General features: G+C 53.1%; 25 protein-coding genes. 16 read left to right on the plus strand and 9 right to left on the minus strand.

From position 1 onward, the window contains the following. Positions 1-50: 50 nt before the first annotated feature. On the minus strand, positions 51-1,175 hold the full coding sequence (locus LJ739_RS12745; RefSeq protein WP_407646784.1) for a serine hydrolase domain-containing protein: 1,125 nt from the start codon (positions 1,173-1,175) through the stop codon (positions 51-53). A gap of 285 nt (positions 1,176-1,460) precedes the next feature. Between LJ739_RS12745 and LJ739_RS12750 the strand changes: the two genes are divergently transcribed. From LJ739_RS12750 to LJ739_RS12760, 3 genes are read left to right on the plus strand one after another with little or no spacing between them, the layout of a single operon-like run. After that, positions 1,461-2,831 (plus strand): DNA-3-methyladenine glycosylase 2 family protein, encoded by a 1,371-nt coding sequence (locus LJ739_RS12750; protein ID WP_229161057.1) that lies wholly within the window; start codon positions 1,461-1,463, stop codon positions 2,829-2,831. Continuing rightward, a complete protein-coding gene (locus LJ739_RS12755; RefSeq protein ID WP_229161059.1) occupies positions 2,828-3,343 on the plus strand; it encodes a methylated-DNA--[protein]-cysteine S-methyltransferase in 516 nt (171 codons plus the stop codon). The genes LJ739_RS12750 and LJ739_RS12755 overlap by 4 nt, the downstream gene beginning before the upstream one ends. Beyond that, the gene (locus LJ739_RS12760) at positions 3,343-4,230 is read left to right on the plus strand and encodes a DMT family transporter (protein WP_229161060.1); all 888 of its coding nucleotides are present in this window, start codon (positions 3,343-3,345) and stop codon (positions 4,228-4,230) included. The genes LJ739_RS12755 and LJ739_RS12760 overlap by 1 nt, the downstream gene beginning before the upstream one ends. Here the strand turns inward: LJ739_RS12760 and LJ739_RS12765 are convergent. Together LJ739_RS12765 and LJ739_RS12770 are read right to left on the minus strand one after the other, a co-directional pair. Next, complete coding sequence (locus tag LJ739_RS12765) at positions 4,227-5,648, minus strand: sensor domain-containing diguanylate cyclase (protein WP_229161061.1); 1,422 nt, start codon at positions 5,646-5,648, stop codon at positions 4,227-4,229. The two genes, LJ739_RS12760 and LJ739_RS12765, sit on opposite strands and share 4 nt — an antisense overlap. A 94-nt stretch (positions 5,649-5,742) precedes the next feature. Next, the gene (locus LJ739_RS12770) at positions 5,743-7,140 is read right to left on the minus strand and encodes a sensor domain-containing diguanylate cyclase (protein ID WP_229161062.1); all 1,398 of its coding nucleotides are present in this window, start codon (positions 7,138-7,140) and stop codon (positions 5,743-5,745) included. A gap of 144 nt (positions 7,141-7,284) precedes the next feature. Here LJ739_RS12770 and glmU point away from each other — a divergent pair, with 144 nt between their 5' ends. From glmU to LJ739_RS12800, 6 genes are all read left to right on the plus strand, one after another. Beyond that, positions 7,285-8,646 (plus strand): bifunctional UDP-N-acetylglucosamine diphosphorylase/glucosamine-1-phosphate N-acetyltransferase GlmU, encoded by a 1,362-nt coding sequence (gene glmU / locus LJ739_RS12775; protein WP_229161063.1) that lies wholly within the window; start codon positions 7,285-7,287, stop codon positions 8,644-8,646. 118 nt (positions 8,647-8,764) lie between these two features. Further along, positions 8,765-9,538, plus strand: a complete 774-nt coding sequence (locus LJ739_RS12780) for a DeoR/GlpR family DNA-binding transcription regulator (protein ID WP_229161064.1) — start codon at positions 8,765-8,767, stop codon at positions 9,536-9,538. Positions 9,539-9,553: 15 nt separating this feature from the next. Beyond that, positions 9,554-11,386, plus strand: a complete 1,833-nt coding sequence (glmS, locus tag LJ739_RS12785) for a glutamine--fructose-6-phosphate transaminase (isomerizing) (protein ID WP_229161065.1) — start codon at positions 9,554-9,556, stop codon at positions 11,384-11,386. 118 nt (positions 11,387-11,504) lie between these two features. After that, positions 11,505-11,885 carry a response regulator gene (locus LJ739_RS12790; protein ID WP_229161066.1) on the plus strand — a complete coding sequence of 127 codons (381 nt, stop codon included), beginning with the start codon at positions 11,505-11,507 and terminating at the stop codon, positions 11,883-11,885. A 280-nt stretch (positions 11,886-12,165) separates the two neighbouring features. Continuing rightward, the gene (locus tag LJ739_RS12795; protein ID WP_229161068.1) at positions 12,166-12,450 is read left to right on the plus strand and encodes a hypothetical protein; all 285 of its coding nucleotides are present in this window, start codon (positions 12,166-12,168) and stop codon (positions 12,448-12,450) included. Between the two features lie 116 nt (positions 12,451-12,566). Further along, positions 12,567-12,956 (plus strand): hypothetical protein, encoded by a 390-nt coding sequence (locus LJ739_RS12800; RefSeq protein WP_229161070.1) that lies wholly within the window; start codon positions 12,567-12,569, stop codon positions 12,954-12,956. Between the two features lie 519 nt (positions 12,957-13,475). Here LJ739_RS12800 and LJ739_RS12805 read toward each other — a convergent pair. Then, complete coding sequence (locus LJ739_RS12805; protein WP_229161072.1) at positions 13,476-14,303, minus strand: alpha/beta hydrolase; 828 nt, start codon at positions 14,301-14,303, stop codon at positions 13,476-13,478. 261 nt (positions 14,304-14,564) lie between these two features. Between LJ739_RS12805 and LJ739_RS12810 the strand changes: the two genes are divergently transcribed. From LJ739_RS12810 to LJ739_RS12820, 3 genes are all read left to right on the plus strand, one after another. After that, positions 14,565-15,149 carry a GNAT family N-acetyltransferase gene (locus LJ739_RS12810; RefSeq protein WP_229161074.1) on the plus strand — a complete coding sequence of 195 codons (585 nt, stop codon included), beginning with the start codon at positions 14,565-14,567 and terminating at the stop codon, positions 15,147-15,149. Between the two features lie 317 nt (positions 15,150-15,466). Next, on the plus strand, positions 15,467-15,775 hold the full coding sequence (locus tag LJ739_RS12815) for a hypothetical protein (protein ID WP_229161076.1): 309 nt from the start codon (positions 15,467-15,469) through the stop codon (positions 15,773-15,775). A 125-nt stretch (positions 15,776-15,900) separates the two neighbouring features. Continuing rightward, entirely contained in the window at positions 15,901-16,461 is a 561-nt protein-coding gene (locus tag LJ739_RS12820) for a CBS domain-containing protein (protein WP_229161078.1), read from the plus strand. Positions 16,462-16,509: 48 nt separating this feature from the next. Here the strand turns inward: LJ739_RS12820 and LJ739_RS12825 are convergent, their stop codons facing one another. The 3 genes from LJ739_RS12825 to LJ739_RS12835 all read right to left on the minus strand — a co-directional run bounded on the left by LJ739_RS12825 (position 16,510) and on the right by LJ739_RS12835 (position 19,480). Next, a complete protein-coding gene (locus LJ739_RS12825) occupies positions 16,510-18,585 on the minus strand; it encodes a TonB-dependent receptor (protein ID WP_229161080.1) in 2,076 nt (691 codons plus the stop codon). Positions 18,586-18,673: 88 nt separating this feature from the next. After that, the gene (locus tag LJ739_RS12830) at positions 18,674-19,024 is read right to left on the minus strand and encodes a hypothetical protein (protein ID WP_229161082.1); all 351 of its coding nucleotides are present in this window, start codon (positions 19,022-19,024) and stop codon (positions 18,674-18,676) included. Between the two features lie 141 nt (positions 19,025-19,165). After that, positions 19,166-19,480: a TraR/DksA family transcriptional regulator gene (locus tag LJ739_RS12835; protein ID WP_229161083.1), complete on the minus strand. Its 315-nt coding sequence runs from the start codon at positions 19,478-19,480 to the stop codon at positions 19,166-19,168. 202 nt (positions 19,481-19,682) lie between these two features. Between LJ739_RS12835 and LJ739_RS12840 the strand changes: the two genes are divergently transcribed. From LJ739_RS12840 to LJ739_RS12850, 3 genes are read left to right on the plus strand one after another with little or no spacing between them, the layout of a single operon-like run. Then, positions 19,683-20,123 carry a DoxX family protein gene (locus LJ739_RS12840; RefSeq protein ID WP_229161084.1) on the plus strand — a complete coding sequence of 147 codons (441 nt, stop codon included), beginning with the start codon at positions 19,683-19,685 and terminating at the stop codon, positions 20,121-20,123. A gap of 12 nt (positions 20,124-20,135) precedes the next feature. After that, positions 20,136-20,831, plus strand: coding sequence for a pirin family protein (locus tag LJ739_RS12845; protein WP_229161085.1), 696 nt, complete (start codon positions 20,136-20,138; stop codon positions 20,829-20,831). A gap of 48 nt (positions 20,832-20,879) precedes the next feature. Continuing rightward, on the plus strand, positions 20,880-21,791 hold the full coding sequence (locus tag LJ739_RS12850; protein ID WP_229161086.1) for a LysR family transcriptional regulator: 912 nt from the start codon (positions 20,880-20,882) through the stop codon (positions 21,789-21,791). 229 nt (positions 21,792-22,020) lie between these two features. Here the strand turns inward: LJ739_RS12850 and pdsS are convergent, their stop codons facing one another. Then, the gene (gene pdsS / locus LJ739_RS12855; protein ID WP_229161087.1) at positions 22,021-24,177 is read right to left on the minus strand and encodes a proteobacterial dedicated sortase system histidine kinase; all 2,157 of its coding nucleotides are present in this window, start codon (positions 24,175-24,177) and stop codon (positions 22,021-22,023) included. Further along, a complete protein-coding gene (gene pdsR / locus LJ739_RS12860; RefSeq protein WP_229161088.1) occupies positions 24,177-24,872 on the minus strand; it encodes a proteobacterial dedicated sortase system response regulator in 696 nt (231 codons plus the stop codon). The genes pdsS and pdsR overlap by 1 nt, the downstream gene beginning before the upstream one ends. A gap of 184 nt (positions 24,873-25,056) precedes the next feature. On the opposite strand from pdsR, the gene pdsO reads away from it, so the two are divergent. Further along, positions 25,057-25,770 (plus strand): sortase-associated OmpA-like protein PdsO, encoded by a 714-nt coding sequence (pdsO, locus tag LJ739_RS12865; RefSeq protein ID WP_229161089.1) that lies wholly within the window; start codon positions 25,057-25,059, stop codon positions 25,768-25,770. Positions 25,771-25,777: the final 7 nt, after the last annotated feature.

The raw sequence follows: 25,777 nt of genomic DNA on the forward strand, positions 1-25,777 counted from the left end.
TAAAAATCCATCATAAAGCCACCTTCCAGGTGGCTTTTTTGTCGCTATTGCTATTCTTCGGCTGCAGTCTGTTGTCGAAGTTGTTCGCCTTCGGCATGTCGAATGGCAAAAAAGCGTGACCAGAACTGCGCAGTAAAGCCATTGATTAAATTGGATTCTGCATTCATCAACATGGCGTAGCCCACACCAAATTCGGGCACAAACGCCACGTCAGCGCGATAACCTTTTACCCAGCCGCCATGATAGTTGACGGTGTGTCCTTTGAAATCGTAGATTCGCCAGCCTAATCCATAGTGCGCGTCATTCAGAAAAGATCGCCATGCCCGACGGCGTAATTCACGTCGGGTGCGTATGTGTGGTGTGGTTACTGTGCTCACCAGTTCCTGGGACATTACATCCGGGTATTCACCCAACAACGCCCGCAACCATATTTCCATATCGGCCAGACTGGCGTTGACGCCGGCAGCCGGTGAGAAACGGTAATAATTATTTTCGACCGGGCTTTTACGCCATTTGCTGCGGGTAATGGCGATATGTGGCTTCGCCCAGGAGTCTGAGGATTGCAACGCCACTTTGCCTACACTGGCATGGGGCATGTTCAGAGGAACAAATAATTGTTGGGTCAGTTGTTGCTGATAGCTGCTTTGCTGAGACTCGAAGTAGTGCTCAAGCACACCAAACAGCGCATTCTGATAGGTGTAGCAGCGGCCGGGTGAACACAAAGGTTCCAGATCGGCCAACATGTTCAATACCCGTGACAACGGATAATTGGCTTCAATGAGATTGTCATAAGCATTGGGTGAAAAGCCGCTGGACTGGCTGAGCAAATGGGCCAGGGTCAGACGATCGTGTCCCTGAGGGGTAAAGCCAAATTCAGGTGCCAGGCGCGACAACGGGGTTTGCCAGGCCAGCTTTCGCTGTTCAACCAGCTTGGCCATCAGTACGCCGGTGAAGGTTTTGGAAACCGATGCCAGGCGGAAAACCGTGTCCGCATCGATGTCGTCACCGTTGCGTTCCGTTTTACCATAAAACTCAAAGTGTGCTGGTTGGCCCTGCTCGACAAACACCAACCCCATGCCAGGAATATTGTGATCTTTGGCTTGTTGACGGACATGTTCCGCAAAGCTGTCGAGCCATTGGTGTTCGGGATGAACCTGGGCCGTCGCCTGTGCCATTATCCCACAGGCCACCAACAGGTACAGTAACCTCAGCACAATGACGCCTCAGCATGATGGGAACTGGAACGGATAAGCATCTTGAATAAGCGCAATATTATTGTTGTTTTAGTCCGTTGATTATCCGTTGTTCTGCCCCCTTTTGGCAAGGGTATAGGGGTTACTTGGTCGTGTTTTGGACAATGCTGGACGAACGGCAGCATGATATTCAGTTCCGTTTTCCGCGCGTTTTTAGTCGACAATCAGCGTACACTCCAGACACTGAGTTAACCGTTTGGGGGTTGCGTGCAACAACAAGCATTTCAAAATGCGCGATTGGCGCGAGACCGACGTTTCGATGGTCGCTTTTTCGTGGCGGTGAAGACCACCGGCATTTTTTGTCGGCCAATTTGCCCTGCGCCAGCGCCTAAAGAAAGCAATGTTGAGTATTTTGACCTGGCTCACCAGGCCGTGCAGGCAGGTTATCGGCCATGTATCCGCTGTCGGCCCGACAGTGCGCCTTCTTCGTATGCCTGGAAGGGCGTGGATACCACATTGGAGCGGGCTATCCGTCTATTGAAGGCCAATCCGCACCAGGACATTGCTACCATCGCGCAGCGGTTGGGTATCACCGATCGGTACTGCCGACAACTGTTTAACCAGCGCCTGGGAGTGAGCCCCAAACAGTTCCAGTTGGCCGAACAATTGTTGTTTGCCAAACAACTGCTGCAACAAAGCCCATTGCCCGTTGAACAGGTTGCTCAGGCCTGCGGCTTTCAGAGCGCCCGACGGTTGCAGGACAATATGCGACGTCATTTTAATCTTACTCCCAAACAACTGCGTCGGGCTGATATTGATTTACCGTCCACGTTGACCCTTAGCCTCAGTTATCGACCGCCTTACGATTGGCTCGGTGTCAGACGTTTTCTGGCGCTTCGGGCGGTAGAGGGGATGGAGACTGTGACAGAGCACAGTTATTCAAGAACAATAAATCTTTTTAGTGAGAACGGCCAGGTTGTCGTGACCGGCGACATACACGCCACGCATGTACCAGATGCCCACCGCTTTGATGTTCAGTTGCGCCTCTCAGACATCGGCTACGTGAAACCGGTGGTAGAGCAGTTGCGCCGTTGTCTGGACCTGGACGCCGACCCGGCCAGCATTGCCAGGGGATTGAGTGACGCAGGGATTGACGTTGGTCAGCAAACACCCGGCCTGCGGCTGCCAGGCGTCTGGCACCCGTTTGAGGCGGGCGTGCGGGCCGTTCTCGGCCAACAGGTCAGTGTCACCGCTGCGATTGGTCTGGTGACCCGGGTTGTCGATGAATTGGGACAATGCCATTCATCGGGACGTTTTTTCCCTACGCCCGAGGCCGTTGCCAACAGTGAACTGTCTTTTTTACGCATGCCCGGTGCTCGGCGCCAGGCGTTGAGAACGCTGGCGACCTTTTTTGTTGATGCACCACAGGCAGCGTTGCAGCCGGAAAATTGGTTGGCACTGAAAGGCATTGGCCCGTGGACAGTAGCGTATGCAAAACTGCGCGGATGTTCAGAACCTGACATATTTTTGGAGGGAGATTTGGTGATCCGTAAACAACGGCAAAGCGTCTCTTTGCGCCCTGAAATGGCGACACCCTGGCGCAGTTATCTTACGTTTCAGTTGTGGGCCTTCGCATGAATAATGGCAGTGATAAGATCAGCCGCACAACCGTGAAAACGCCACTCGGCGATTTGACCGTACAGTGCAATCCAAAGGGCTTGCAGTGGGCCTTGTTTGATAAAGAACAAGAATTCACAAAAGCAATAAATAATGATCCGGACGCACAGCGGTGGTTAAATGCAGCAGTAACCCAGTTGCAGGATTATTTTGCCGGCACACGGTTTGCGTTTGATATCCCGCTGGTGCCTCACGGTACCGTATTTCAGCACCAGGTGTGGGGATCGCTGATAGACATTCCGTATGGTTCAACCTGCAGTTACGGTGACATCGCAGTACGACTGAGCAATCCCAGAGCGGTCAGAGCGGTTGGGGCAGCCAATGGGCGTAATCCGGTCTCGATCATTGTCCCCTGTCACCGAGTGATTGGTCGCAGTGGCGCATTGACCGGTTATGCCGGCGGGTTAGATCGTAAGGCCTGGTTACTGGCCCATGAACACAACATGTTGAGCGCACGAGGAGTACGCAGGTAATGAAATGGCAAGACGGGTTAGCATTGGTTGTGTTGGCTGCAATGTGGGGAGCGTCTTTTCTGTTCATGCGTACAGCCACCCCTGAATTCGGTGCAATTGCCCTGGTGGCGGTACGTACCGGTATTGCAGCAATGTGCTTGATCCCAATCATGATGATGCGGCGTAAGTGGCCGGATTTTGTCCTTTACTGGCGTCCGATATTGTTCGTTGGTGTGGTTAACACGGCCATTCCGTTTTGTCTGTTCAGTTATGCAACCGTGCATCTGGGCGCCGGATTTGGCGCAATCCTGAACGCCACGGCCCCTATGTTTGGTGCGTTGATGGCGGTTGTGTGGTTGCATGACAAGTTAGGGATCAGCGGCGTGTTGGGGCTTATCGTCGGGTTCATCGGTGTGGTCGTGGTCAGTTCCTTGCGGGTTGATGAAGGCGCCATCAGCGGATTGTTGCCCATTGCAGCGGCATTGTGTGCAACCACCTCCTACGGGATAGCCGCCTGTTATACCAAGAAACGATTGGCCGGGGTGAGTACCCTGGCGATTGCAACCGGCAGTCAAATCATGGCCGCGTTGGTGTTGGCGCCGCTGGCAGCAATGACTTGGCCACAAACCTTGCCCAGTGCATCTGCGTGGACTCAGGTGGCCGTTTTGGGCGTTGCGTGTACCGGGTTGGCCTATTTGCTGTACTTTCGGCTGATTGAAAACGTCGGTGCTGCCAAGGCGATGACGGTCGGCTATCTGGTCACGGTGTTCGGTGTGTTGTGGGGGATCCTGTTTCTTGACGAAGTGCTGTACCCGCGCCTGATCGTGGGGGCGGCGTTGATCATCATCGGTGTCAGCATGACCACAGGTTGGCTACGCTGGCGCAGGATTGCAGCGCGGGCAAGTTAGGCCGCGTGTGTCAGTTGTACCCTGACCTGATTGCGGCCATCCCGTTTTGCCTGATACAAGGCATCATCTGCGCGGGCTAACACTTCTACCAATGGGCGATCGCCTTCCGTGTAGGACACGCCGAAACTGGCGGTGATTTGCAATGCCAGAGAGCCGGTTGACGCGGTCATGTTGGCCAGCCGAAGTCGCAGTTTCTGCGCCACTTCATACGCTTGTTCCGGTGTTGTGTCGGGTAACAGGATCACAAACTCTTCGCCGCCCCAACGACCGATAATGTCTTCTTCACGTAGCTGGCTGTCCAGCATGCTGGCCACCTGGCGTAACACGTGATCACCGGCGTTATGGCCATGGGTATCATTGACCGCCTTGAAGTGATCAATGTCGAGCAGGATCACCGCAATTGGACGTTTTTGATCCACCAGTTCGGCATAACGCAATTCCACTTTGTTGCGGTTGGGCAACTTGGTTAGCGGATCGATCTGAACATTACGCTGCATGTCCCGTTTGAAATAATACAGCAGATTGTAGATCAGCATAAACAGGGCAAAAATCACCACCAACAGACTGATAATACTGAAGATAAAGGTTCGGCTGAGGGCTGTCTGGCGTTCACTCAGGGGGCTGAGCAGATACATGGTCCAATCAAAGGGCTGGATGTTGATTTCGGCAACCAGAAAATCTTTACCGTCTTTCTCGATCAAGCGGTTGTTGACCGATGTTTCACCGTTTTCCATGGCTTCCCGATACCAGGCCAGATCGGCCAGGTGATGAAACTTCGAATTGGCAGCGACCAAATCGGGGTCGGATGACAAGGTGATGTTCTTGTCGGCATCGACAAAAATGAAGTCATAACCGTATTGTTGTTTGTACTGCGCAAACAGATCGAGGAAGCTGCGCAGGCTTTTACCGGTGCCGAAGAATCCCAGAAAGCGTTCCTGGTCGTCATAGATCTTCAAATCGATATAAAAATGGGTGTCTTCCCATTTGCCGATGTCAGCCACCGCATTTTCGGGTTTGTCTTTGTATTTGAAATACCAATTCACTTTCCCTTCAACCAGCGCATGTTCACTGCCGTCAGAGTTATATTGTCTGCGTGCTGGCTCGCTGGCGATAAAAAATAAGAATCCAAATTCTTTTTCGAGCCTTTGCAACGTCTCATGCACGGCTGTAGCGTCGATGGTGTCTGCCTCCATCAGGGCCTGAAGCTCTTTCGACTTGGACAGGGTCTGAGACACATGCAGCGGCTTCATCAGGTGCTCTGTGATCAGGGATAACGCCGGTGACAGTGATTGCTGATGAATTCGGCTCTGTTCAGCGACGATTTTGGAAACGCTGAAATGTGCCAAGGTAATGATGGCAATGACAACGATGGCAAACAGAAACAAAATACTGCGGTGCAGTGTCCGAAAGATACTCAAGAGTCACCTTTTTCGTGGCGAAGAACGCGCGTGCCATTCCATGTTACCGACTGGTCTCGCTGAGTGCTAGAGAATTTTGTTGCTGAGACTGTGATCACTCGAAACTGCAAACCCGGTTGCGACCGCTACGCTTGGCTTCGTACAACGCGGTATCAGCGTCTGCCAGCAGGCTGGCCAGTGAGCGGGTGGTTTTTCCTTGCGCCAGGCCAAAACTGGCAGTGATGCTCAGCTCACCGTCTTCCAGGGGCATGGGTGCATCCACAATGCGCTGCCGTGCACGCTCGGCAACAGACATCGCGTGATCACGAGATACATCCGGCAGCAGGACAACAAATTCTTCTCCGCCCCAGCGACCAATGGTGTCCAACTGGCGGACTTCCTGTTTGAGGATGTCTGCGACATGGCGCAACGCCGCGTCACCGACGTTATGCCCGTGTTTGTCATTGATCTTTTTGAAGTGGTCAATGTCGACCATCATGACAAACAACCTGCCAGGTTTGCGCTTGAGGCGCTGAAAGGCGCGATAAATGTGTACCCGGGTAGGCAGGCCGGTCAGAACATCAATGCTGGCCTGGTCTTCCACATTGCGTTTGAAGCGCATGACCAGAAAGAAGGTTACCAATACCAGTACGCCGACCAGGGTCATTAATCCGACCGTGTTGGTCAGGAACGCCTGGGTCAGGTGCGCTTGTCGGGTTTCCAATGGGATCAGCAGTAACACCCGCCAGTCCAGCTCTTCGATCAGGATTTCCGACAGCAGATAATCTTCCTGATTGACACTGACCAGCGAGTTAACAATGACATCGTCCTGTTCACCTACCCGCGCGTACCAACTGAGGTTACTCAGGGCGGGTATGTTTTCATTGGTCACCACCAGGTCTGACATCGACGACAATACAATCTGATCATTGTCATTTACAAACAGGAAGTCGTAGCCATACAGGTTTTTATACTCATCGAACTTGTCGACGAACTCGCGCATGCTTTTGGCGGTACCGACGATGCCAAGAAATTCGCCCTCGGCTGAGTAGATTTTGGTGTCGAAAAACAGATGCACGTCGCCGACTCTGCCCAAATCAGCAAACAGATCACGGGGTTGTTGTTTGGCCTCGAAATACCAGAATACTTTTCCTGGCACCAGTTCCAGCGTGTTGCCGTCATCGAAATATTGCATACGGGCTTTTTCACTGGCGGCGAAAATCTTTAAATCAAACTGTTTGCTCAGGGTTTGAAGGCGTTCAATCACAGCGTCTTTATCCACCGCTTCTGTGGCAAATAAGTCGTGAAAGTAGTGAGCACTGCCGATTGCCTGGGCGAAATGCAGGGGTTTGAGCAATTCTTCGTTGACCAGTGAAAACACCGGTGAGGTGGCTTGGAGCTGAATCCGGCTCTGTTCACCCACCACGTTACTGATTGCCTGGTAAGCACCAAACAGCACTGCACCCGCCAACAGGACAATCAGAACAATGATGATATTGGCGGAGCGCAACATAAAATCAGAAACCACACAGCTAATTATGGCGCAAAGGATACTCAGAATGTGCTTAAAATGCCAGCAACAATAGATTGCCAAGGCGGTTGGCATAAGGCATCAGCAGGCCTTACAATGCGGTTAACAAATCGAACAGGAATTCTTATGGCATTTTCAGTAGTTATCCTGGCTGCCGGCAAGGGCACACGGATGAAATCTTCGCTTCCCAAGGTGTTACACCCTATTGCCCACAAGCCCATGGTCCAACATATCATTGATACCGTGAACCAATTGGGCGCCGATCAGATACATCTGGTGTACGGGCATGGTAAGGATCAGCTGAAAACAGCGCTGGCCCATAACGATAACCTGACGTGGTGTTTGCAGGCCGAGCAATTGGGCACCGGGCATGCGGTGCAACAAGCTGTGCCGGCGTTGAAAGACGATGAAGATGTGCTGATCCTGGTCGGCGATGCGCCGCTGATCAAGGCACAAACCCTGCGCCAACTGATCGAGGTGAAGCAAAACGCGGATGTGGCATTGCTGACCGTTGAGTTGGATGATCCCACCGGTATGGGACGTATTGTGCGCGATGGAGACAATGTGGTTGCCATTGTAGAACATAAAGATGCCAGTGACGCCCAGCGTGAGATCCGTGAAATCAATACCGGCATGATGATGATGTCAGCGCAGGATCTGAAGCGCTGGTTATCGGCACTGAGCAATGACAATGCCCAGGGAGAGTACTATCTGACCGATGTCATCGGCATGGCGGCCGCAGAAGGAAAAACCATCAAGGCATCCCATCCGTCATCCGAGGTGGAAGTCGAAGGGATCAACAACCGCGCCCAACTGGCCAACATCGAACGTGCCTGGCAGGCCGAGCAGGCAAACCGGTTGATGGCGGAAGGGGTAACATTGCGCGATCCCGCCCGCTTCGACCTGCGCGGTGATCTGACCGTCGGTGAAGACGTGGTGATTGACGTGAATGTGATCATTGAGGGCTATGTGACCCTGGCCGATGGGGTGAAAATTGGCCCTAATTGTGTGCTTAAGGATTGTGATATCGGCCCCGGCGCCGTGATCGAGGCCAACAGCATCATTGAACAAGCCAGCGTAGGCCCAGCTTGCCAGGTGGGGCCATTTGGTCGCTTACGTCCGGGTGCCGTCATGGAAGAAGGTGCCAAAGTGGGTAACTTTGTTGAAATGAAGAAATCCACCTTGGGCAAAGGCTCGAAAGCCAACCACCTGACCTACCTGGGAGACACAGAAGTGGGCGCCGGCGCCAATATCGGTGCGGGCACCATCACCTGTAATTACGATGGCGTGAACAAGTTCAAAACCATCATCAAAGACGGCGCCTTTATCGGCTCCAACAGCGCACTGGTGGCGCCTGCGGTGATCGGAGTCAATGCCACGGTGGGGGCCGGCTCGGTGATCACCCGAGAAGTCGAGGACAATACCCTGGCGATTGGCCGGGCAAAGCAGCGCAACATCGACAGTTGGCAACGGCCAACCAAGAAATAAACACCGCACAAATACGATGAAGCCACCGTTGGGTGGCTTTTTTTTGCTCATCAGTTTACGAAATGAAAGAAATGGTGTTATCATTTCTTTCGAAATGAAATATAAGGTGGGTGGGCAGGTGCAAAAGCGCAACACACAACAACGTCGCCGGGCGATTGTCGAGCTGGTCAATCTGCAGGGCGAAGTGGCTGTGGATGAACTGGCCAAGCGGTTTGACACCTCTGAAGTGACTATCCGCAAGGATCTGGCAGAGCTGGAAAGCAACGGACTGTTGCTGCGTCGCTTCGGTGGGGCGGTGTTACTGCCCAGTGACGCTGGTGAGTTACGGGATGATAAAGTCTCGCCACAAAAACAGGCCATTGCACGGTGTGCGGCCGAATTGGTGCGTGATCATGATCGCATCATCATCGACAGTGGCAGCACCACTGCCGCACTGCTGCCTGCCCTGCGTCATCGTCTCGGCCTGGTGATCATGACCAACTCGTTGCATGTCGCCAATCTGGCCTTGCAGGCCGAAAATGAACCTAAACTGTTGATGTCCGGTGGTACCTGGGACCCCCAATCTCACGCCTTCCAGGGCCAGCAAGCCGAACAAATGATCCGGGCCTATAACTTTGACTGGGCCTTTTTGGGCGCCGCTGGCCTGGATGTGAGCCGCGGTACAACCACCTTTAACGAATTGACCTACCTGAGTCAGGCCATGGCCGACGTTGCTGCGCGCGTCGTGATCATGGCCGAATCGGACAAACTGTCTCGCAAAATACCCAATGTCGAATTGCCGTGGTCGGCGGTGTCGATACTTGTCACCGACGATGGGATAGCGCAAGATGCCAAACAACAAATTGAACAACACGGTGTGACAGTGATGTGCGCACCGGTGACGTCAGCCTGATAGTGGAGAATTCCTATGTGTGGAATAGTCGGGGCAATTGCCGAACGTAATGTAGTCGAGATTTTATTGGAAGGCCTGCGACGCCTCGAATACCGAGGGTATGACTCCGCCGGGGTTGCGGTACTGGATGGCGCTGGTGCACTCCAACGTGTCCGCCGTACCGGCAAAGTGCAGGAACTGAGTGATGCCATCGCAGCGCATCCGGTCAGGGGCCAAACCGGCATCGCTCACACCCGCTGGGCAACCCACGGTGGCGTCACCGAAGCCAATGCCCACCCTCATTTCTCTACCGACCGGGTGGCTGTGGTGCACAATGGCATTATTGAAAATTACCTGTCACTGCGTGATGAGCTGGTCAAAAAAGGCTATAGCTTTACCTCTGACACCGATACCGAAACCATCGCGCACACCGTACATGAAATGCTCAAAGACACCGATTCATTGCTCGAAGCGGTGCAACTGGCGGTAAAACAGTTTCACGGTGCATATGGTACGGTGATCATGGACCGTACTGACCCCAGCACGGTGGTGGTAGCCCGTTCTGGCAGCCCGTTGGTAATTGGTCTGGGGATTGGTGAGAATTTTATCGCCTCTGATCAGATGGCACTGTTGCCGGTAACCCGTCGCTTTATCTTTCTGGAAGAAGGGGATGTGGCGGAGATCACCCGCACCAGCGTGGCGATTTTTGACAGTCAGGGCCGCCCGGTTGAGCGGGAAATTGTCGATTCCGACCTCGAACATGATGCCGGTGACAAAGCGGGCTATCGTCATTACATGCTCAAGGAAATCCATGAGCAGCCCATCGTGGTGCGCAATGCGTTGCAAGGTCGCTTGGGCGAAACGGATCTCGAAGGCGGGATTTTCGGCGCCGGTGCTGACGATATCCTGGCCAAGGTTAAGCACGTGCAGATCGTGGCCTGCGGAACCAGCTACCATGCGGGCATGACTGCCAAGTATTGGCTGGAGCAATACGCCAATGTGTCCTGCAACGTCGAAATTGCATCGGAATTTCGTTATCGCAAGTCCTTCGTCCACCCAGACAGTCTGCTGGTAACCATCTCCCAATCCGGAGAAACCGCTGACACGCTGGCTGCGCTGCGTCTGGCCAAAGAGCAAGGTTACATGTCCAGCCTGACCATCTGTAACGTACCAGGATCATCACTGGTCCGGGAGTCAGCGCTTGCCTTCATGACCCGAGCGGGGGCGGAAATCGGTGTGGCGTCGACCAAGGCGTTTACTACCCAGCTGACGGCATTTTTGATGCTGACCCTGACGCTGGGTCGTTACAATGGCATGAGCAAAGACGATCATGATGCGATTGTTAAAGGCTTGCACAGCCTGCCGGCCAAACTGGAGGAAACCCTGAGTCTGGCGGTCGGTATCGAAGATCTGGCCGAAGAGTTTGCCGATAAGCAACACAGCTTGTTCCTGGGCCGGGGGGATCAGTACCCGATTGCCATGGAAGGGGCGCTGAAACTTAAAGAAATCTCGTATATTCACGCCGAGGCGTATGCATCCGGAGAGCTGAAGCACGGCCCGCTGGCACTGATCGATGACGAGATGCCGGTCATTGTGGTGGCGCCGAACAACGAATTGCTGGAAAAGCTCAAGTCGAACGTCGAAGAAGTGCGCGCCCGTGGCGGTATTATGTACGTGTTTGCCGACAAAGATGCCGCGTTTGCCAGCGATGAGACAATGCGAGTGATCAATGTGCCCCATTGTGAAGCGTCCATTGCACCAATCATCTACACTCTGCCGTTGCAGTTGCTGTCTTACCACGTGGCCCTGATCAAAGGTACCGACGTGGATCAGCCACGCAACCTGGCCAAGTCCGTAACTGTAGAATAATAGTTCTTTATTAATCTATTGATTAAAAGGGCCTTTCAGGCCCTTTTTTATTGCCGCAACTGGGACTTTGACGCCTGGGGCACTATAGTCAATACAGGGAATACAGTGAACCATTGCCATGTACATGCGTAACATTCTGGTCGTTGATGACGACGCCATTACCCTGGAGCTGCTTGAAAACATGCTGACAAAGACAGTGTCAGGGCAAATCTGGACCTACGATAACAGTGTCGAGGCGTTAAAATTCATTCAGCAAGCGGACAGGGACACGATTGATTTGATCATCAGCGACTGGAACATGCCCGGCATTGATGGTGTGACGTTTCTGCAAAAATCCCGTATGCGCTGCCCGGCCATTCCCTTTCTGATGATGACCGCCACACCCACCCGTGAACTGGTGACCGAATGTAAAACCCTCGGTGTCGACGACTTCGTGGTCAAGCCGATCCACAAAGACGACTTTATTGAAAAAGTCACCGCGTTAATCATGGATGATTAACCCGTTCTCTATCAAGGGACGCTTAGAGCGAAGAGTGGACCTTGGTTTGTTCGGTTACGTCGGTCTTCTAAAGACAAGGAGCAGACGTTCAATCACCCCATTTTGGGCTCTGCTATTATTCTCTTCACTTGCCACAAAATCTCGATGGCAACGCGAGAGTAGCAATGCATGCTAACTCATTGCTACTATTGGGTTAATCAATGGACAACTGTGGACTTCGTAGTGGCTCTGAAACCGGCATATTGCGAATTCGCAGTAACACACTCTAAGGTAACTCAAGATGAAATTGAGCGCCGAAGAACAAGAGTTGTATAGGCGAGTAGATGAAATACTTCATTATCTTTGGGATCCTATTGGAGTTTCCGATATCCCTCTTGCCAGAGATGAATACCACTCTTACCTTCCAAAAGTATTCAGCTTAGTCATTTCAGAGGCTAAACATCACGAAATTTCAGAATACTTGGTTAAAGTAGAGTCTGGCTCAATGGGTATGTCGCCAAATAATGGTAAAGCGATTGAAGTTGCAAAATTACTCATAGAGACCAAAGAAGCATTGTTGGAGTAAGTTACCTAACAAGCGCATCAAGTGAAGGGACTGATGACGCTTGGCCGGTTCAGCTTCGCTGCACAAGTATAGCCAAGCATTATCAGCCCCTTATGCGGGCGTTAGGAGACAAGGGAATGTTGCAGTATAAAAGGATTTTTATGTTTATCCCTTTATCAATTCTTTTGCCCGCATTGAGTGATGCGATTCTGGTTTTAGTGTTTAGTCGTTTTGGGATCGCTACTACTGCTTTTTCATTCCTGGCTACGTCGTATATTGTAGGTGGCACTTTAACCTTTGTGGTTTTCTGGTGGTTTGCTACAGGTGTAAATAAAAAGCCATATTTGCATGCGTTTGTGATGTATTTTTGCAGTTTGTTAATATCAACTTTCGTACTTATGTTGTTTGTTGGAGGTGGTTATATTTCTACTAATTTAGCCTTTGACGCTTTAATTTCAATTATGGTTATGTTCGTAGCAACCAAAGCCGGTTATAAAAACAAGGAGGTATCAAGTGATGTCTCCTAATAAAAAAATGTCGCCCGCAGGCGGTCTGGGAGACAAACAGTCAGGCGGCTTCGCCATTGTCGCCTGCATGTCCGCGCCCTATATTTGCGACGCTAAAAGCTCGCTATTCAACCAAAGCCCCCATTCACTTTTGCTTTAACCACCGTCCACTACTGGCACTTAGCTATCATTCATCTCCATTGCATATTCAGAGCTTTACTGCCCGCTGTAGCGAAGTTCAGCAGACGCTACCGTCATTGCGGCGGAGGCCGCAATCTCCATGGGGTTGATGACTAACCAAAACAGTGTTAATTCGTGTGAGTCAATAAATGTGGGAGGTCCTCGCCTCGGCTTTGTCTCCTGAGTCGCTCTACCTCCTGCATCCATGCAGTCGTGCGCGAGGATGACGATTCTTCGTAGTTAACTTACTTGGGCCTCTCTCCACTACCTGCACGTAGCGTCCCGCCATAACGCCCGCAATCGATATGTCAGCTCACTGTGTACGTCGTCACTCACGATGGAGGGGGACTGTGGCTGCGATCAGTGGTTGAGTATGTCTTTTAGCCAATACAAGCTTTGTACCGCAGATAGCGGAAATGCCGAGCTGTGATCTTGCGATGCCAAAACGGTAAATTCAATTTGCGCACTGTGTTGTGCTTTGGACTTCAGGAACTGAACCAGACTCGTTGCGTGCTGAATATATTCCGCCTCTTCGTCTGAGCCTACAGAGACGAAAACATTCGCTTTCAGAGTGGATGGGAATGATCCCCAAAACGGTTCATATTCATGGATAAAATGCCCTTGGAACAACGTGGCAGGACTGCCTATGATGTAGTTTTGAAATGTTTCTGGCTGGGTCAACAGGATATAGCTGCCGAAGGTGCCACTCACAGAGTAGCCAAAATAGGTCCGTTGATTGGGGTCAGCGTTGTACTTTTCTTCAACGGTGCGAAACACATCATTGCGGATAAACGCAAGGTGATGGTCAGCTTTTCCCGTTGGGTGTTTGTAATCTGTCCCTGCGTATTCATTGGGCATGTAATCGCGCATGCGACTTTGTTGCACCGGTATGCCTTGCTGCCAGGACACACCGACCAAAATAGCATCATCTATCAAATAGCCAACCGCACCTGATAAGACCTCCAGGTGCCACAGTGCATCGGCTATATAGATGACCGGGTGGGTTTTATCATTGGTTGCGTCGTAGCTGTCGGGTAACCGGATGAACAATTCATAGTCGTGCCCCGTTGCACTGTCCTTGAGCGGCAGCGTTTGAATCGCGGGATTCTGAAACGGCTCTGCGTTCGCCAGTGAACACAGCAACAAAGTGCACCCTGCAACGAACACACAGAATGGTTTCATATGCATATCATTATCCCCCAATGTTTATATGGTCCCATACGCAGCATAGTCATCACCGTTTAAAGCAAATACAAGATTTGTTGCAATTTCAGGCAACAAAGTACTCCGGTTTTGCCAACCCTTTATCTTACACTCAAACCGTACCAGCAACCCTGTGATTGTCAGTGTATACAGCATGTACGTCGAATGAATGCAGTTAATACGACGGGTAGCCGGTACAACACGTTTAACAGATGCGATATGAGGTGAAAGGGAGCGCTGCGAGCAATGGACATTCATATCCAGCAAGGATGGGATCTGTCGGCATCCCCGCAGGTCGCAACATTGTACGAAGAGGCGTTTGGGCCGAAGTTCATGCGCGCGATACCGGATAAACAAACACGCATTGATATCCTGTCCTGCAGTTTCAAACCTGCATTTTCTTTCGTCGCGCTGTCCCAGGGTGAGATCGTCGGGTTGGCCGGTTTCCAGCAGACGTCTGGTTCATTGACCGGCGGACTTGGTGCCTCTGTCCTGTTGAAAAAGCTGGGTATCCTCAAAGGGCTGTGGGCCTGTCTGGTGCTGAGCCTGTTCGAGCGGGAAGCGGATGACAAGGAGCTGGTGATGGACGGCATTGTTGTCGATCCAACTGTGCGCGGTAAAGGGGTTGGCTCTCAACTGCTTGACGCGATTATCCACTATGCCACAGAGCAGGGCTACGATACGGTGCGACTGGATGTGATTGATTCGAATCCAAGGGCCAGAAAGCTGTATGAGGCGAAAGGCTTTAAAGCGGTTGAAACCAACCACATTCCTTACCTGAAATGGCTGGTCGGGTTTTCCGCTGCGACAACGATGACATTGCGTTTGTAGCCTTGGGTTTCGTCGCTTGAACGTTACGGCTGCGAAACCTAATAGGGCTTAAAAAAAGCGGGCATGCATGGGTGCGCATGCCCGCAGGAGATTGACATCAAGTCAGGACCCGAAGACCCGATGTCATACAGGCAGGGTTAGATTGCCCTAAATGAAAATGATTATCAATAACATTTTGCATTTTTGTTTGCCTTTCCCCTGCGACGATTGCGCACGCTCAATCAACGCAGTTTTTCGGTGAACGGTCGAGCCGATGGAATCATTGCAGTAAAAAACGCTCTATACTGATAGACAGATGAGAAAAAGTGATCGAGATAATGATTAAGCAGTGGTTGTATGGATTGTGTTTCGTCCTGGCGGTCGCCAGTGGCGTAAATGCGTCCGCGCTGTCTGACAGGATCGATCCGGTACAGGGTGTTGACAAACTGGTTGCCGAACCGGTGGTCGCTCCGGTTACCGATGCCTTATTCACTGACATTCTTGATGACGATAACGACGATGGATTGCTGCTGCAACCGATTGACCTGTCCACTGGTGTCAATACACAGCGCACCGGTTTGCGCATCGCCAGCGTCGATCTTCATGTCCGCCCCCACAACATACGTGGTCCTCCCTCTTTGCGTTAATCCCCTTACGTTGTTGGCGTTGTCACGCCAGTATTTTTGATTAACGAAAAGCACTATGCGAGATGTAGACACCGGATACTCCTCTGTGAGGAGGTTTGATGTGGATACGTCGGAGGGCAATTACCATGCATGCATTACCTCTCTACAACACAGAAACCATTGATAAACTGGCCTGGCCTCAGCACCAGGCACACCTGTCACTGTCATCCTCGGCACTGACCATTTTTACCGACTTCAAGCGGCAGATGCCCCTTGTGGTTGACCGTCATATGAAGGCGGTCGAGCTGGAGCGCCTGATGAAACAGTCTCACGTTAAAATGAAACTGGTGCTGGATGAACAAGGACAGTTTATTGGCATTGTTTCGCTCGCTGACTTGAGTGAGCAGGAGATCATGAAGCACATTGCCAAGGGTATCGCCCGTGAAGATCTTGTTGTTGAAGACTTCATGCAACCGAAAGCAAAGCTGATGTGTTTTGATTATCACCAACTGGTCAGATCGACGGTGGGTGATATCGTGCAGACCCTGAAAGACAGCGGACAGCACCATTGTCTGGTCCTTGATCGCAAACACCACGAAATTCGGGGCGTGATCTCGGTCAGTGATGTGGCCCGTACGCTACGGTTACCACTGGACATTCAGGCGCGCCCATCATTTGCCGAGCTGTCGCGCTTGTTGGCGGCATAACCACACACATGCGAAGGCCCGCTGTGCGGGCCTTTTTATTGTCGGTGTTTACCACTGCCAGCTCAAGGTACCGTGCACGGTTCTGCCTCTGCCGTACAGTCGCTCACCGACAGGTACTGAAGCATCGGCAACCCGATTGATGCCTGCAAGGTGTGACTGGTACGCCGTGTCAAACAGGTTGGATACTGACAAACGCAGCAGCAGTCCGTTTGACCAGCGGTATTGCCCGTGCAGGTCTACCAGGCTGTATGCTTCACTCGGTGTTTCGAGCTGAAGGCTGGAGACGTCTGTTTGGGCGGCGATCCACTGTGCCTGGGCACCCGCTGACCATCCCCCTTGTTGCCATTGTACAGCGACCCTGAAATTGGCCGGTGCAATGCGGTACAAGGGCTCATCCCGATCGTCACGTTTGCCCCGGGTCAATGCGCCGTTGGCCTCAAACGACCACTGTGACGTCCATTGCCAGACCAGGCCAGCTTCCAATCCCCACAGGTGAGCATCGATGTTCTGCCACTGCAGTGGAACTGAGTTGCCCATCATCATGGCGACCTGATTTGCCAACGTGTCCTGGGACGGTTCGCCAAGGATGTAGTCGGCGATGTCCTGATAGAACAGTTGCGCTGTGAACTGAAGGTCTTGCCGGGCGTGGGCGATGCCCAGGTTCAGCTGGCGGTTTTGCTCTTCGTTGAGATCCAAATTACCAAGGTAATTCTGCCCATCGGCCAATCCGCCGCTGATCCCCAGCGGTAGCCAGGTGTAGAGTGTGGAATACTCCGGCGCGCGGTGTTTGACCCCCGCATCCAGGGTTCCTTGCCAACCATCAGACCAATCCCAGACCAGGTTCAGCGTTGCATCAACAAATTGGAATGATTGTTCTTTATTTGCCGTGTTGAAGCGTTCAACCAACCCTGCAACCGCAGGCATCATCATCGCCATGCTGTGCGAAACGTCGTCTGCCTGCGCTTCAACCCGGGTTGCCCGGGTACCCACCTGTAACTGCCAGCTATCTGCATTGAACTCCCACTGGCCAAACAGGCTGTACCGATCCCGCTGGATGTCATTGAAGTTGTCAATCTGCAATGTGCCCATCAGCGGATTGGTGATCACCGAATTGTGCCGGGCAGCCAGCGTTTCCACGCCCCATTGCATTGTGCTGCTGTCCGATAGCCGGGACAACAGCGCCACGCTGCCGCCCAACGCGCGGCTGTCCACTGTGTTGAGTCGTGCCTTGTTGTTGGGCGTGGGGCGGAACTGGTAGTTGTTCATGCCATGTTGATTGGTATTGCCGAACCAACGCACGGACAGACTGTGGTTGCCTGACAGTTGTCGCTCAACGCTTGCCCGATACCATTGCGCATCGATGTATTCAATGTCCATCGCCAGTGCTGGTGTGCCTGAGGCATCGGTATTGAGATTGTTGTATTGCCACTGCAGGGTTTGCTGCGCATCCCGCCAGCCCCCTTGCAGATTCATCGCCCGGCGTTGATAAAATCCGTTTGGAATGGCGTTGTTATTGCCATCGAAACGGGCATCGGCGCGTTGCTCCATGGCTGTCATGGCGGCGTAGTAGTTGTCGTCGCTGAGCAGCACATGGCCGCTGTGGTTACGCTCATTGCCCTGGTTAGTCGCCTGCAAGGTGAGGTTGCCCTGCAATCGTCTGGCGTCAGAAAACAGCGCTTCGGTGTTTTGGCTGACGGACAATTTGCCCGCGAGGGTCTCCGCGCCCGCGCTGACCGGCGCAACGCCTGCGTAGAAGGTGATTTGTTGGGCAGGCAGAGGCAAAGCATGACTCAGGGGGGGATCCATGGCGTTGGGGCCTGCACCAATGACCGGTGCGTGGTCGACATCCACCGGTAACCGGTAGCCGAACAATCCCCGGTATTGGGGCAGTGCCGTCAACGGCCCATTGCTGTTGACGGTGACTCCGGGCAATGTGCTAAGGGCATCACGATAGTCAGCGGATAACGCCGAGGAAGGTGCCAATGGCACCTTGGTCATCGGTGTACTCTGGCCATGGACTTGTATGGTTTCGATGGTCTGTGCAGCGACACTGGCGCTTACAGCAGACAGGCAGAACAATGCGCGGCATAGGACACCCTGCCGGCGTAAAAATAATACGGACATAATCATTTCTCATGAATAAGCATTGCAACACGCGCTCGGTGTGCGAACGCGATGACTAGGGGCACACAGAAGGTGCCTTAAATCAGCATCATGGGTGTGGGGGGGCGCGCGATTGTCCGTGTTGGTAGGCAAAAAAGGTATACGGATGTGCCAGCAGTCGGGCCTGCTGCACCTGATAGGTCAGGGTGATGTCCAGTTGTGCGACCGGGGCGGGTGTCAGCCCCGACGGCAGTTCCCCTTGCAGTTGCATCGGACACAGGTTGTCCAAATCAATATCAGCAACGACAGCGGGGGCTTCGACGTAGACAAACTCACCGGCGAGCTGAGACTGTGACACAGAGACCCACTTCATGGTGGTGCCGGTACAGATCAGTTCGATGTCGGCAAATTGCCACTGCTTTATCGTGTTCAGCGCACTGGCGTTTGACCACATAGCCAACGCGTTTTGCAACGCAAGGCTTAAGAATAGCCAGCAAAGTGTGAATAAACGGGTTCGGCGGGACAACAGCGACGGATCCGGTCGATAGACAATGGCGCTAGTGTACGATGATTTCGGGGCGATGCAAGTGACGGTTAGGGGTTAATCTGCGCAATCCCGGCACTGTTGAGCGGTAGGCACAATGTTTAAGCGGGCGGGACTGATGTCTTTGCCGCAGTCTTCGCATATGCCAAATTCACCCCGTTCGATGCGCTGTAAGGCCTGGTTGATGGCGCGGATTTCTTCCTGGGCTTCATATTCCAACTGTTTTAACACTTCATCGTTTTCTGAGCGCATTGCACCATCACTGCTGTTATTGCGCTGACCCTGGGCGAAATCCTCTTTAATGCCCTGTAAACGGGTTTGCAGAATTTGTCGTTGGGACTCCAGTTTTTCTTTGAATTTAGCCACTTGCATGAAACATCCTCGAAACAATAGCACCTTCCCTAGCATAGCCGAGCTTTGCCGCAGCGCCACAGCGTAAGGTATATTTTAGATGTTCAAAAAATTTGAATTAAATGACTCAAAATGTTCCGCTACAACGAATGAGGTTCTTTATCTATCATCTATCTCGTGGTTCGAAATTAACAAATTATTTGAATAGATGAGGATATTGACGATGAAACATGTAATCACATTGGTAAACACACCTGCCCACTGGGCACCATTGGTTTTGCGCGTTGTTGCGGGTGTTATCTTTGCCGCTCACGGTGCACAGAAGTTGTTCGGTTGGTTTGGTGGCTACGGCCTGGAAGGTACGGGTCAATGGATGGCGTCAATTGGTTTGACTCCGGGTTACTGGATGGCGCTGTTGGCGGGTAGCGCAGAGTTCTTTGGCGGCTTGCTGTTGTTGGCGGGATTGCTGGTACGGCCTACGGCACTGATGCTAGCCGTGACCATGGTCGTTGCCATCGTTACCGTGCACCTGGATAACGGTTTGTTTATGGCCAATAACGGCTACGAATTCGGACTGGCATTGCTGGCAATCAGTGTGTCACTGATGATGTCAGGCGCAGGGCGCGTGTCGGTCGATCGCCTGCTAACCCAACGATTGCAATAATGGAGGTGCTACATGATTACGGTTCGCTTGGCTGAAGACCGCGGTCGTGCCGACTTCGGTTGGCTCGACAGCCGTCACACGTTTTCGTTTGGCAGCTACTACGACCCCGAGCACATGGGATTCTCCGCCCTTCGGGTGATAAATGACGATAAGGTGGCACCGGGTGCTGGCTTTGATACCCATGGCCACAAAGACATGGAGATCATCAGTCTGGTGACCGAGGGCGAAATTGAACACAAGGACAGTATGGGCAATGTACAGCGCCTGCCCGCCGGTGAGTTTCAACTGATGTCTGCGGGCAAAGGTGTGTTCCACAGCGAATACAATGCCAGTAAAGAAAAGCCGCTGCGCTTTTTGCAGATTTGGATTGTTCCTGAACAAACCGGCGGAAAACCGGGCTATCAGCAGAAGGATTTCGGCCGTGCACCCGGACTGACGCCGATCGTTACCCCCGACGGGGCAAATGGCACGTTGCAGGTAAAACAGCAGGCCTCTTTGTTTCAGTTACTCCTGCCACCAGAGGGTCACCATGACATGCGATTGAACCCTGCCCGTCGTTACTATGTGCACATGGTGACGGGGCAACTGCGCGCAGGGGAGCACACCTTGCAAGCCGGTGATGGTGCGGCGATTGAACAGCACGATAGCCTGTCCTTTGTCCAGCAGGGCGGCGAACAGGCGATGGCGTTGATTTTTGAACTACCCTAACCACAGGGCTGTCTTCGGACAGCCCTTTTTCCGTTTGGAGAACGTATTATGCATCATGCCGTAACCCTCGACGCACTGCGTGTTTTAGTGGCTATCGATGAGAAAGGCAGCTTTGCAGCCGCAGCCCAGAGTCTGTTCAAAGTGCCTTCTGCGCTGACCTATACGGTGCGTAAGCTGGAGGATGATCTGGGCGTCACCCTGTTTGATCGGGAAGGCGGTAAAGCCCGACTGACCCAAGCCGGACAACAATTACTGCAGGACGGCAAAGCGTTGCTGCTGGCGGCATCCCGCCTGGAAGATCGCCTGCGTCAGAGCGAGTCTGGCTGGGAGCCCCGTCTGATCATCGCCAAAGACACCATTATTCCCGATCAGCCGTTGCTAGCGTTGTTGCAGGGGTTGTGCGGATTGGATAAAGCGATTGATGTGCAGTGGCAGGATGAGGCACTCGGCGGCGGCTGGGATGCCTTGCACAGCGAAAGGGCAGATCTGGCGTTGGGCGTTACCGGTGAGCCTCCCGGGGGCAACTATCGGCTTGAACCCATGGGAGAGTTGTCGTGGGTGTTTGCCGTAGCACTTGAACACCCTTTGGCGGACACACTGGGTACGCTCTCCTCTCAGCAGGTTGCTGATTTTCCGGCGATTGTAGTGGCAGACAGTTCCCGTGCGTTACCGCTGCGTTCCAGTGGTTTGTTTGACAGCAAGCAAGTGATCCGGGTGCCGTCTATGCAGGCCAAGCTGGCAGCACAAAAAGCCGGCCTTGGTGTGGGCTTTTTGCCACTTCACCTTGCCAGACAGGCGCTGGATGAAGGGACGCTGATTGCCAAAAGTACCGAGCTGCACCGCCCTTCGACGCCGGTATATGCCGCCTGCCAGCGCAATAAACGGGGCCTGGGATTGGCCTGGCTGATGGACAACCTGACCAAGCTGACCTGGTTATCGGACGGCGAAAACGGCGATTGAGTGGTCAATCTGGCTAACTCAGTCAATGCATTATTTTGTAACTTGTTGAAATATATAGATTAAAAGTTGTCACGGATGTTGCAACGCTTTGCTTTTCGATGAATAGAACGGTTTCGCCCCACACGGGCAGTGTTGAAAAGGAGGCTTGCATGTACCCCAAACGTTGGTATGTCGCCAGTGCATTATTGACCATCACGTTGATTGTGATCACGGCGTCGGCGTGAATGCCCTAGTGGTCTTTGTGACGGATGCTGACGCGCACGCCGCTGCTATCAGCCAGATTGCTCAGTGACAGACGGGCGTCATGGTATGTGGCGATCATGTTGGCAATGTGTAATCCCAGCCCCAGGTGGGGGGCCTCATCCTGACCCGGTTGACGAACAGAGACCATCGATTGAAGCAACTGGTCCTGCATGTTTTCAGGTAACAGGGGGCCGTGGTTGTCGATGGTTAGTTGCCAGTCCGCCGACTGGCCGGCCAAGCGGATTTCGATAGCGCTGTCGGGGGCCCTGAATTCCCTGGCATTGGTGATGATTTTATCCAGCATCTGGGCAAACAAGTCAGCCGAACCTGTTACGTCTATCGGGCTATCTGCAAGCTGAAGTTCAAAGGGGCAATCGGGATAGGCGAGCCGGTATCCCTCGGTGCAGCCTGACACCACTTCGCATAAATCGAAGCGCTCCTTTTCACTGCTGGCCAATGCCTGTTCTAACCGTGTGGCCTCGCTCATGTTGGTAAGAATACGACTGAGGCGACGAATACCCTGTTGTGCCCGCTGGATATACTGCTTTCGCTCTGCCGCGTTCAAATCACTGTCCTGCATTGCCAGGTTTTCCAGCGAGGAATTGACGATGGCTACCGGTGTTCGCAATTCATGGGACAAGCGAGCGCCCATGTTTTCAAGGTAGCCGTGATAGCTGGACAACCGACTCAACACGTTGTGAAAACTGCGTGACAAATCACCGATTTCATCTTTGGTCCGTGATGGCGTAATGGTACCGATGATTTTGCCGTTGCGATCGATGGCCGCTTCGGTGGCGTTGCGAAGCCGGCGAATGCGTAGCGACATCCGCGATGCGAATACAAACAGCACCAGGGTGCCCAGTACGACAACCCCGAGGATCACATGGAACAGTTGTTCCAGCGCCCGGTTGCGCAAACTGCGGATCCCGTGGGTGGTTTGTTCGACGATCACCGCCCCCATCACCTGATCATCAATGAAAATCGGGTGTGCGGCGGATAAAATTACCGCTTTATTGTCGGGACTGAGGCGCCAAAGGGACGCTTCCTGACCCTGCATGGCCTGCGCCAGCTCACTACCGGCCAGCGAATAAGCATTTTCAAGCTCGTCGACGAAGGCATCAGGGGGCTTGGTCAGAATGCGGTAATACAGCGGCAACAACCATTCGCGCTCGATGTATTGCCACCATGCCGGTCCGTCGTCCTGGCGGGAGGTGGCTCGAATACCGGTGGCGGATAATATCGAGCCGGTGCGGGCCAGAACCCGCAGGTGCTTGTCGACCACCCACATTCGGGCATTGGCGTATCGCATGCCACGCAGGATGCTTTCGATTTCAGGCGAGGGGATCAGTACGGTGCCGAGGGTGTCTGAGCGATTGGGGTCGGCGGTGCCGACCACCTGTTGCAGGGTGCGGGTCTGTATGTCGTCAACATCGGCTACCGCAAAGGCGATGCTGCCGGACGTCATCGACAACGGAAAGCGCAGTTCAACCTGATAGCCGCTGGCGGTCTGACGCCAGTATCCCTGGATACGGGTGTCCAGGGCATCGGGCTGATAGGAGCCCGGCTGATCAACGAGCCGGTAAGCATTGACCCAGCCGGGTTGGCGCGGGCCGATGATGAAGCGCGAAAAATGCCCCTCGGGGGTGGTCATGGCAATGATCAGGTGGTCATTGCCGTCAATCCGTAAACTGTTGGCCGGGCGGAATACTACCGTGTCGTCGGTAATATTGAACATGGCGTACAGATAATGCTGGAACTGGCCGACCATGTGGGTGAAGTGCAGGCTCTCGGCCTGGTAGTTATCACGCGCATGTAAAACGGCGTCTTCAGCATAGGTCAGCGCCAGCGATTGATAATTGGCCCAGTCATCAAGACGCCCGTCGAGCTGAATGGCGCGGTTGATTTTGTGGGCATATAAATCTTTGCCGGGCTCGACATCCTGTAAAAAAGTCGCCTGGGAGCTGAACAGCCGCGGCCGTTCATGCAGGGCCGTGGCGACGGCCCGGGCAGTGCCGACCATGGTTTGTTCCTGACCGAGGCGCAGGTAACTTTCCAACTCCCACACATAACGGTATCCCAGCCACGGAATGGCAAACAGAAACAGTGACATCAATGCCAGTTTAAGGCGAATGCCGATACGCATCAGGACCGAACCTTCCAGCGATAACCCATGCCATACACCGTTTCAATATGATCAAACGCCGGGTCGACCTCGGTAAATTTGCGCCGGATGCGTTTGATGTGCGAGGTAATGGTGGTGTCATCGACAACCATCTGCGAGTCATCCATCAGTTGCTGGCGACTTTTAACATGCCCGGCATGGCGGGCGATGGCGTACAGCATCCAGAATTCCGTCACTGTCAGCTCAATGGCCGTTGTTCGCCAGGTCACGGTCATGCGTTTGCTGTCCATGACCAAATCGCCGTTTTGGATCAGATCGTCATCCTGGGTGGGTTGCTCCAACAGTGCCGTGCGCCGGAATAGTGCGGCGATGCGGGCCAACAGGTGGGGCAGACTGATGTCTTTGGTCAGGTAGTCATCAGCGCCCATACGCAGTCCGCAAATGGTGTCGTAGTCATTGTCCCTGGCGGTGAAAAAGATAATCGGTAAGGTTTTGGACAACCCGCGCAAATGCTGGCAAAGGCCGAAACCACCGTCTATTTCATCTTGTAGTCCAATATCAATGATCGCCAGATCCGGCAGTCGCTGGGATAAAGCCTCTTGTGCATCAGCACGGTTAGAGTAAGTAAGTACTTGATAACCTTGTTTGCTGAGCGCACTGGCATAGTTATCCCGAATCGCGGGATCGTCTTCAATCAGGGCAATGCGTTTACTCATAAGGGGCCGGTTCGATGATGGATAAGCGCACTATACCGCAACTGCACTGCGGATCGAGCCAGCAAGAGTAATTTCCATTTTTCCGCCACAATTCATCCCTGCATTGCCACGATTGCGCCCCTAAATGGCCTGAGGTGGGTGGTTAACTGTTTATCGATGACGATAACCAACGGAGAACATCACCATGTCTAAAACATTACTCACCACCCTTATGGCAGTATTTTTTTGCGCCAACGTACAGGCACAGCAACAAGATGAACAGCAAGCGACCCGAGACAGCCTTATCGGCTTCGGCTCCGGTGCCGTGATTGGGGCCGTGGTCGCCGGTCCCGTGGGTGCCGCCGTCGCTGGCGTCCTTGGCATCATCATTGCCGATGATCAACATGACGAGCGCACTAAGAAGGCGCTACGTCAGGACTTACAGCAGCGGGACGTGGAGCTGGTCGCGTTGCAGCAACAAATGCAGGATGTCAGTGAGCGCTATCAGGCGCAGTTGATGAACATGGAGCAGCACCTGTCGCCTGCCACCTTAAACAGCCTGAGCCAGGTGCAATTCCGTACCGGTTCATCGCAGATTGAAGCGCACTTCAAGCCTCAGCTGGATCTGTTGGCTGCACAACTGCGTGCCTTACCGGAACTGCATGTGGCGTTGTCTGGCTTTGCCGACCGTCGCGGCGATGCGCAATACAATCAGACCCTGTCGGAAGCCCGTGTTCACGCCATTAAGGCTTACCTTGTCAAGCAGGGTGTAGAAAGTAAGCAGGTGCTTACATACTCTTTTGGGGAGTCAGATCCTGTGCTGGCCAACCAAACCTTGGACGGTGATTCATTTGATCGTCGTGTCCTCATGCGGGTGGGCGAACAAGGTGAGGTGATGGCCGCCGTTGATCAGCGGTAGTTGACGG

The organism is Fluctibacter halophilus, assembly GCF_020687825.1.
In the GTDB taxonomy this organism is placed as follows: Bacteria; Pseudomonadota; Gammaproteobacteria; order Enterobacterales; family Alteromonadaceae; genus Fluctibacter; species Fluctibacter halophilus.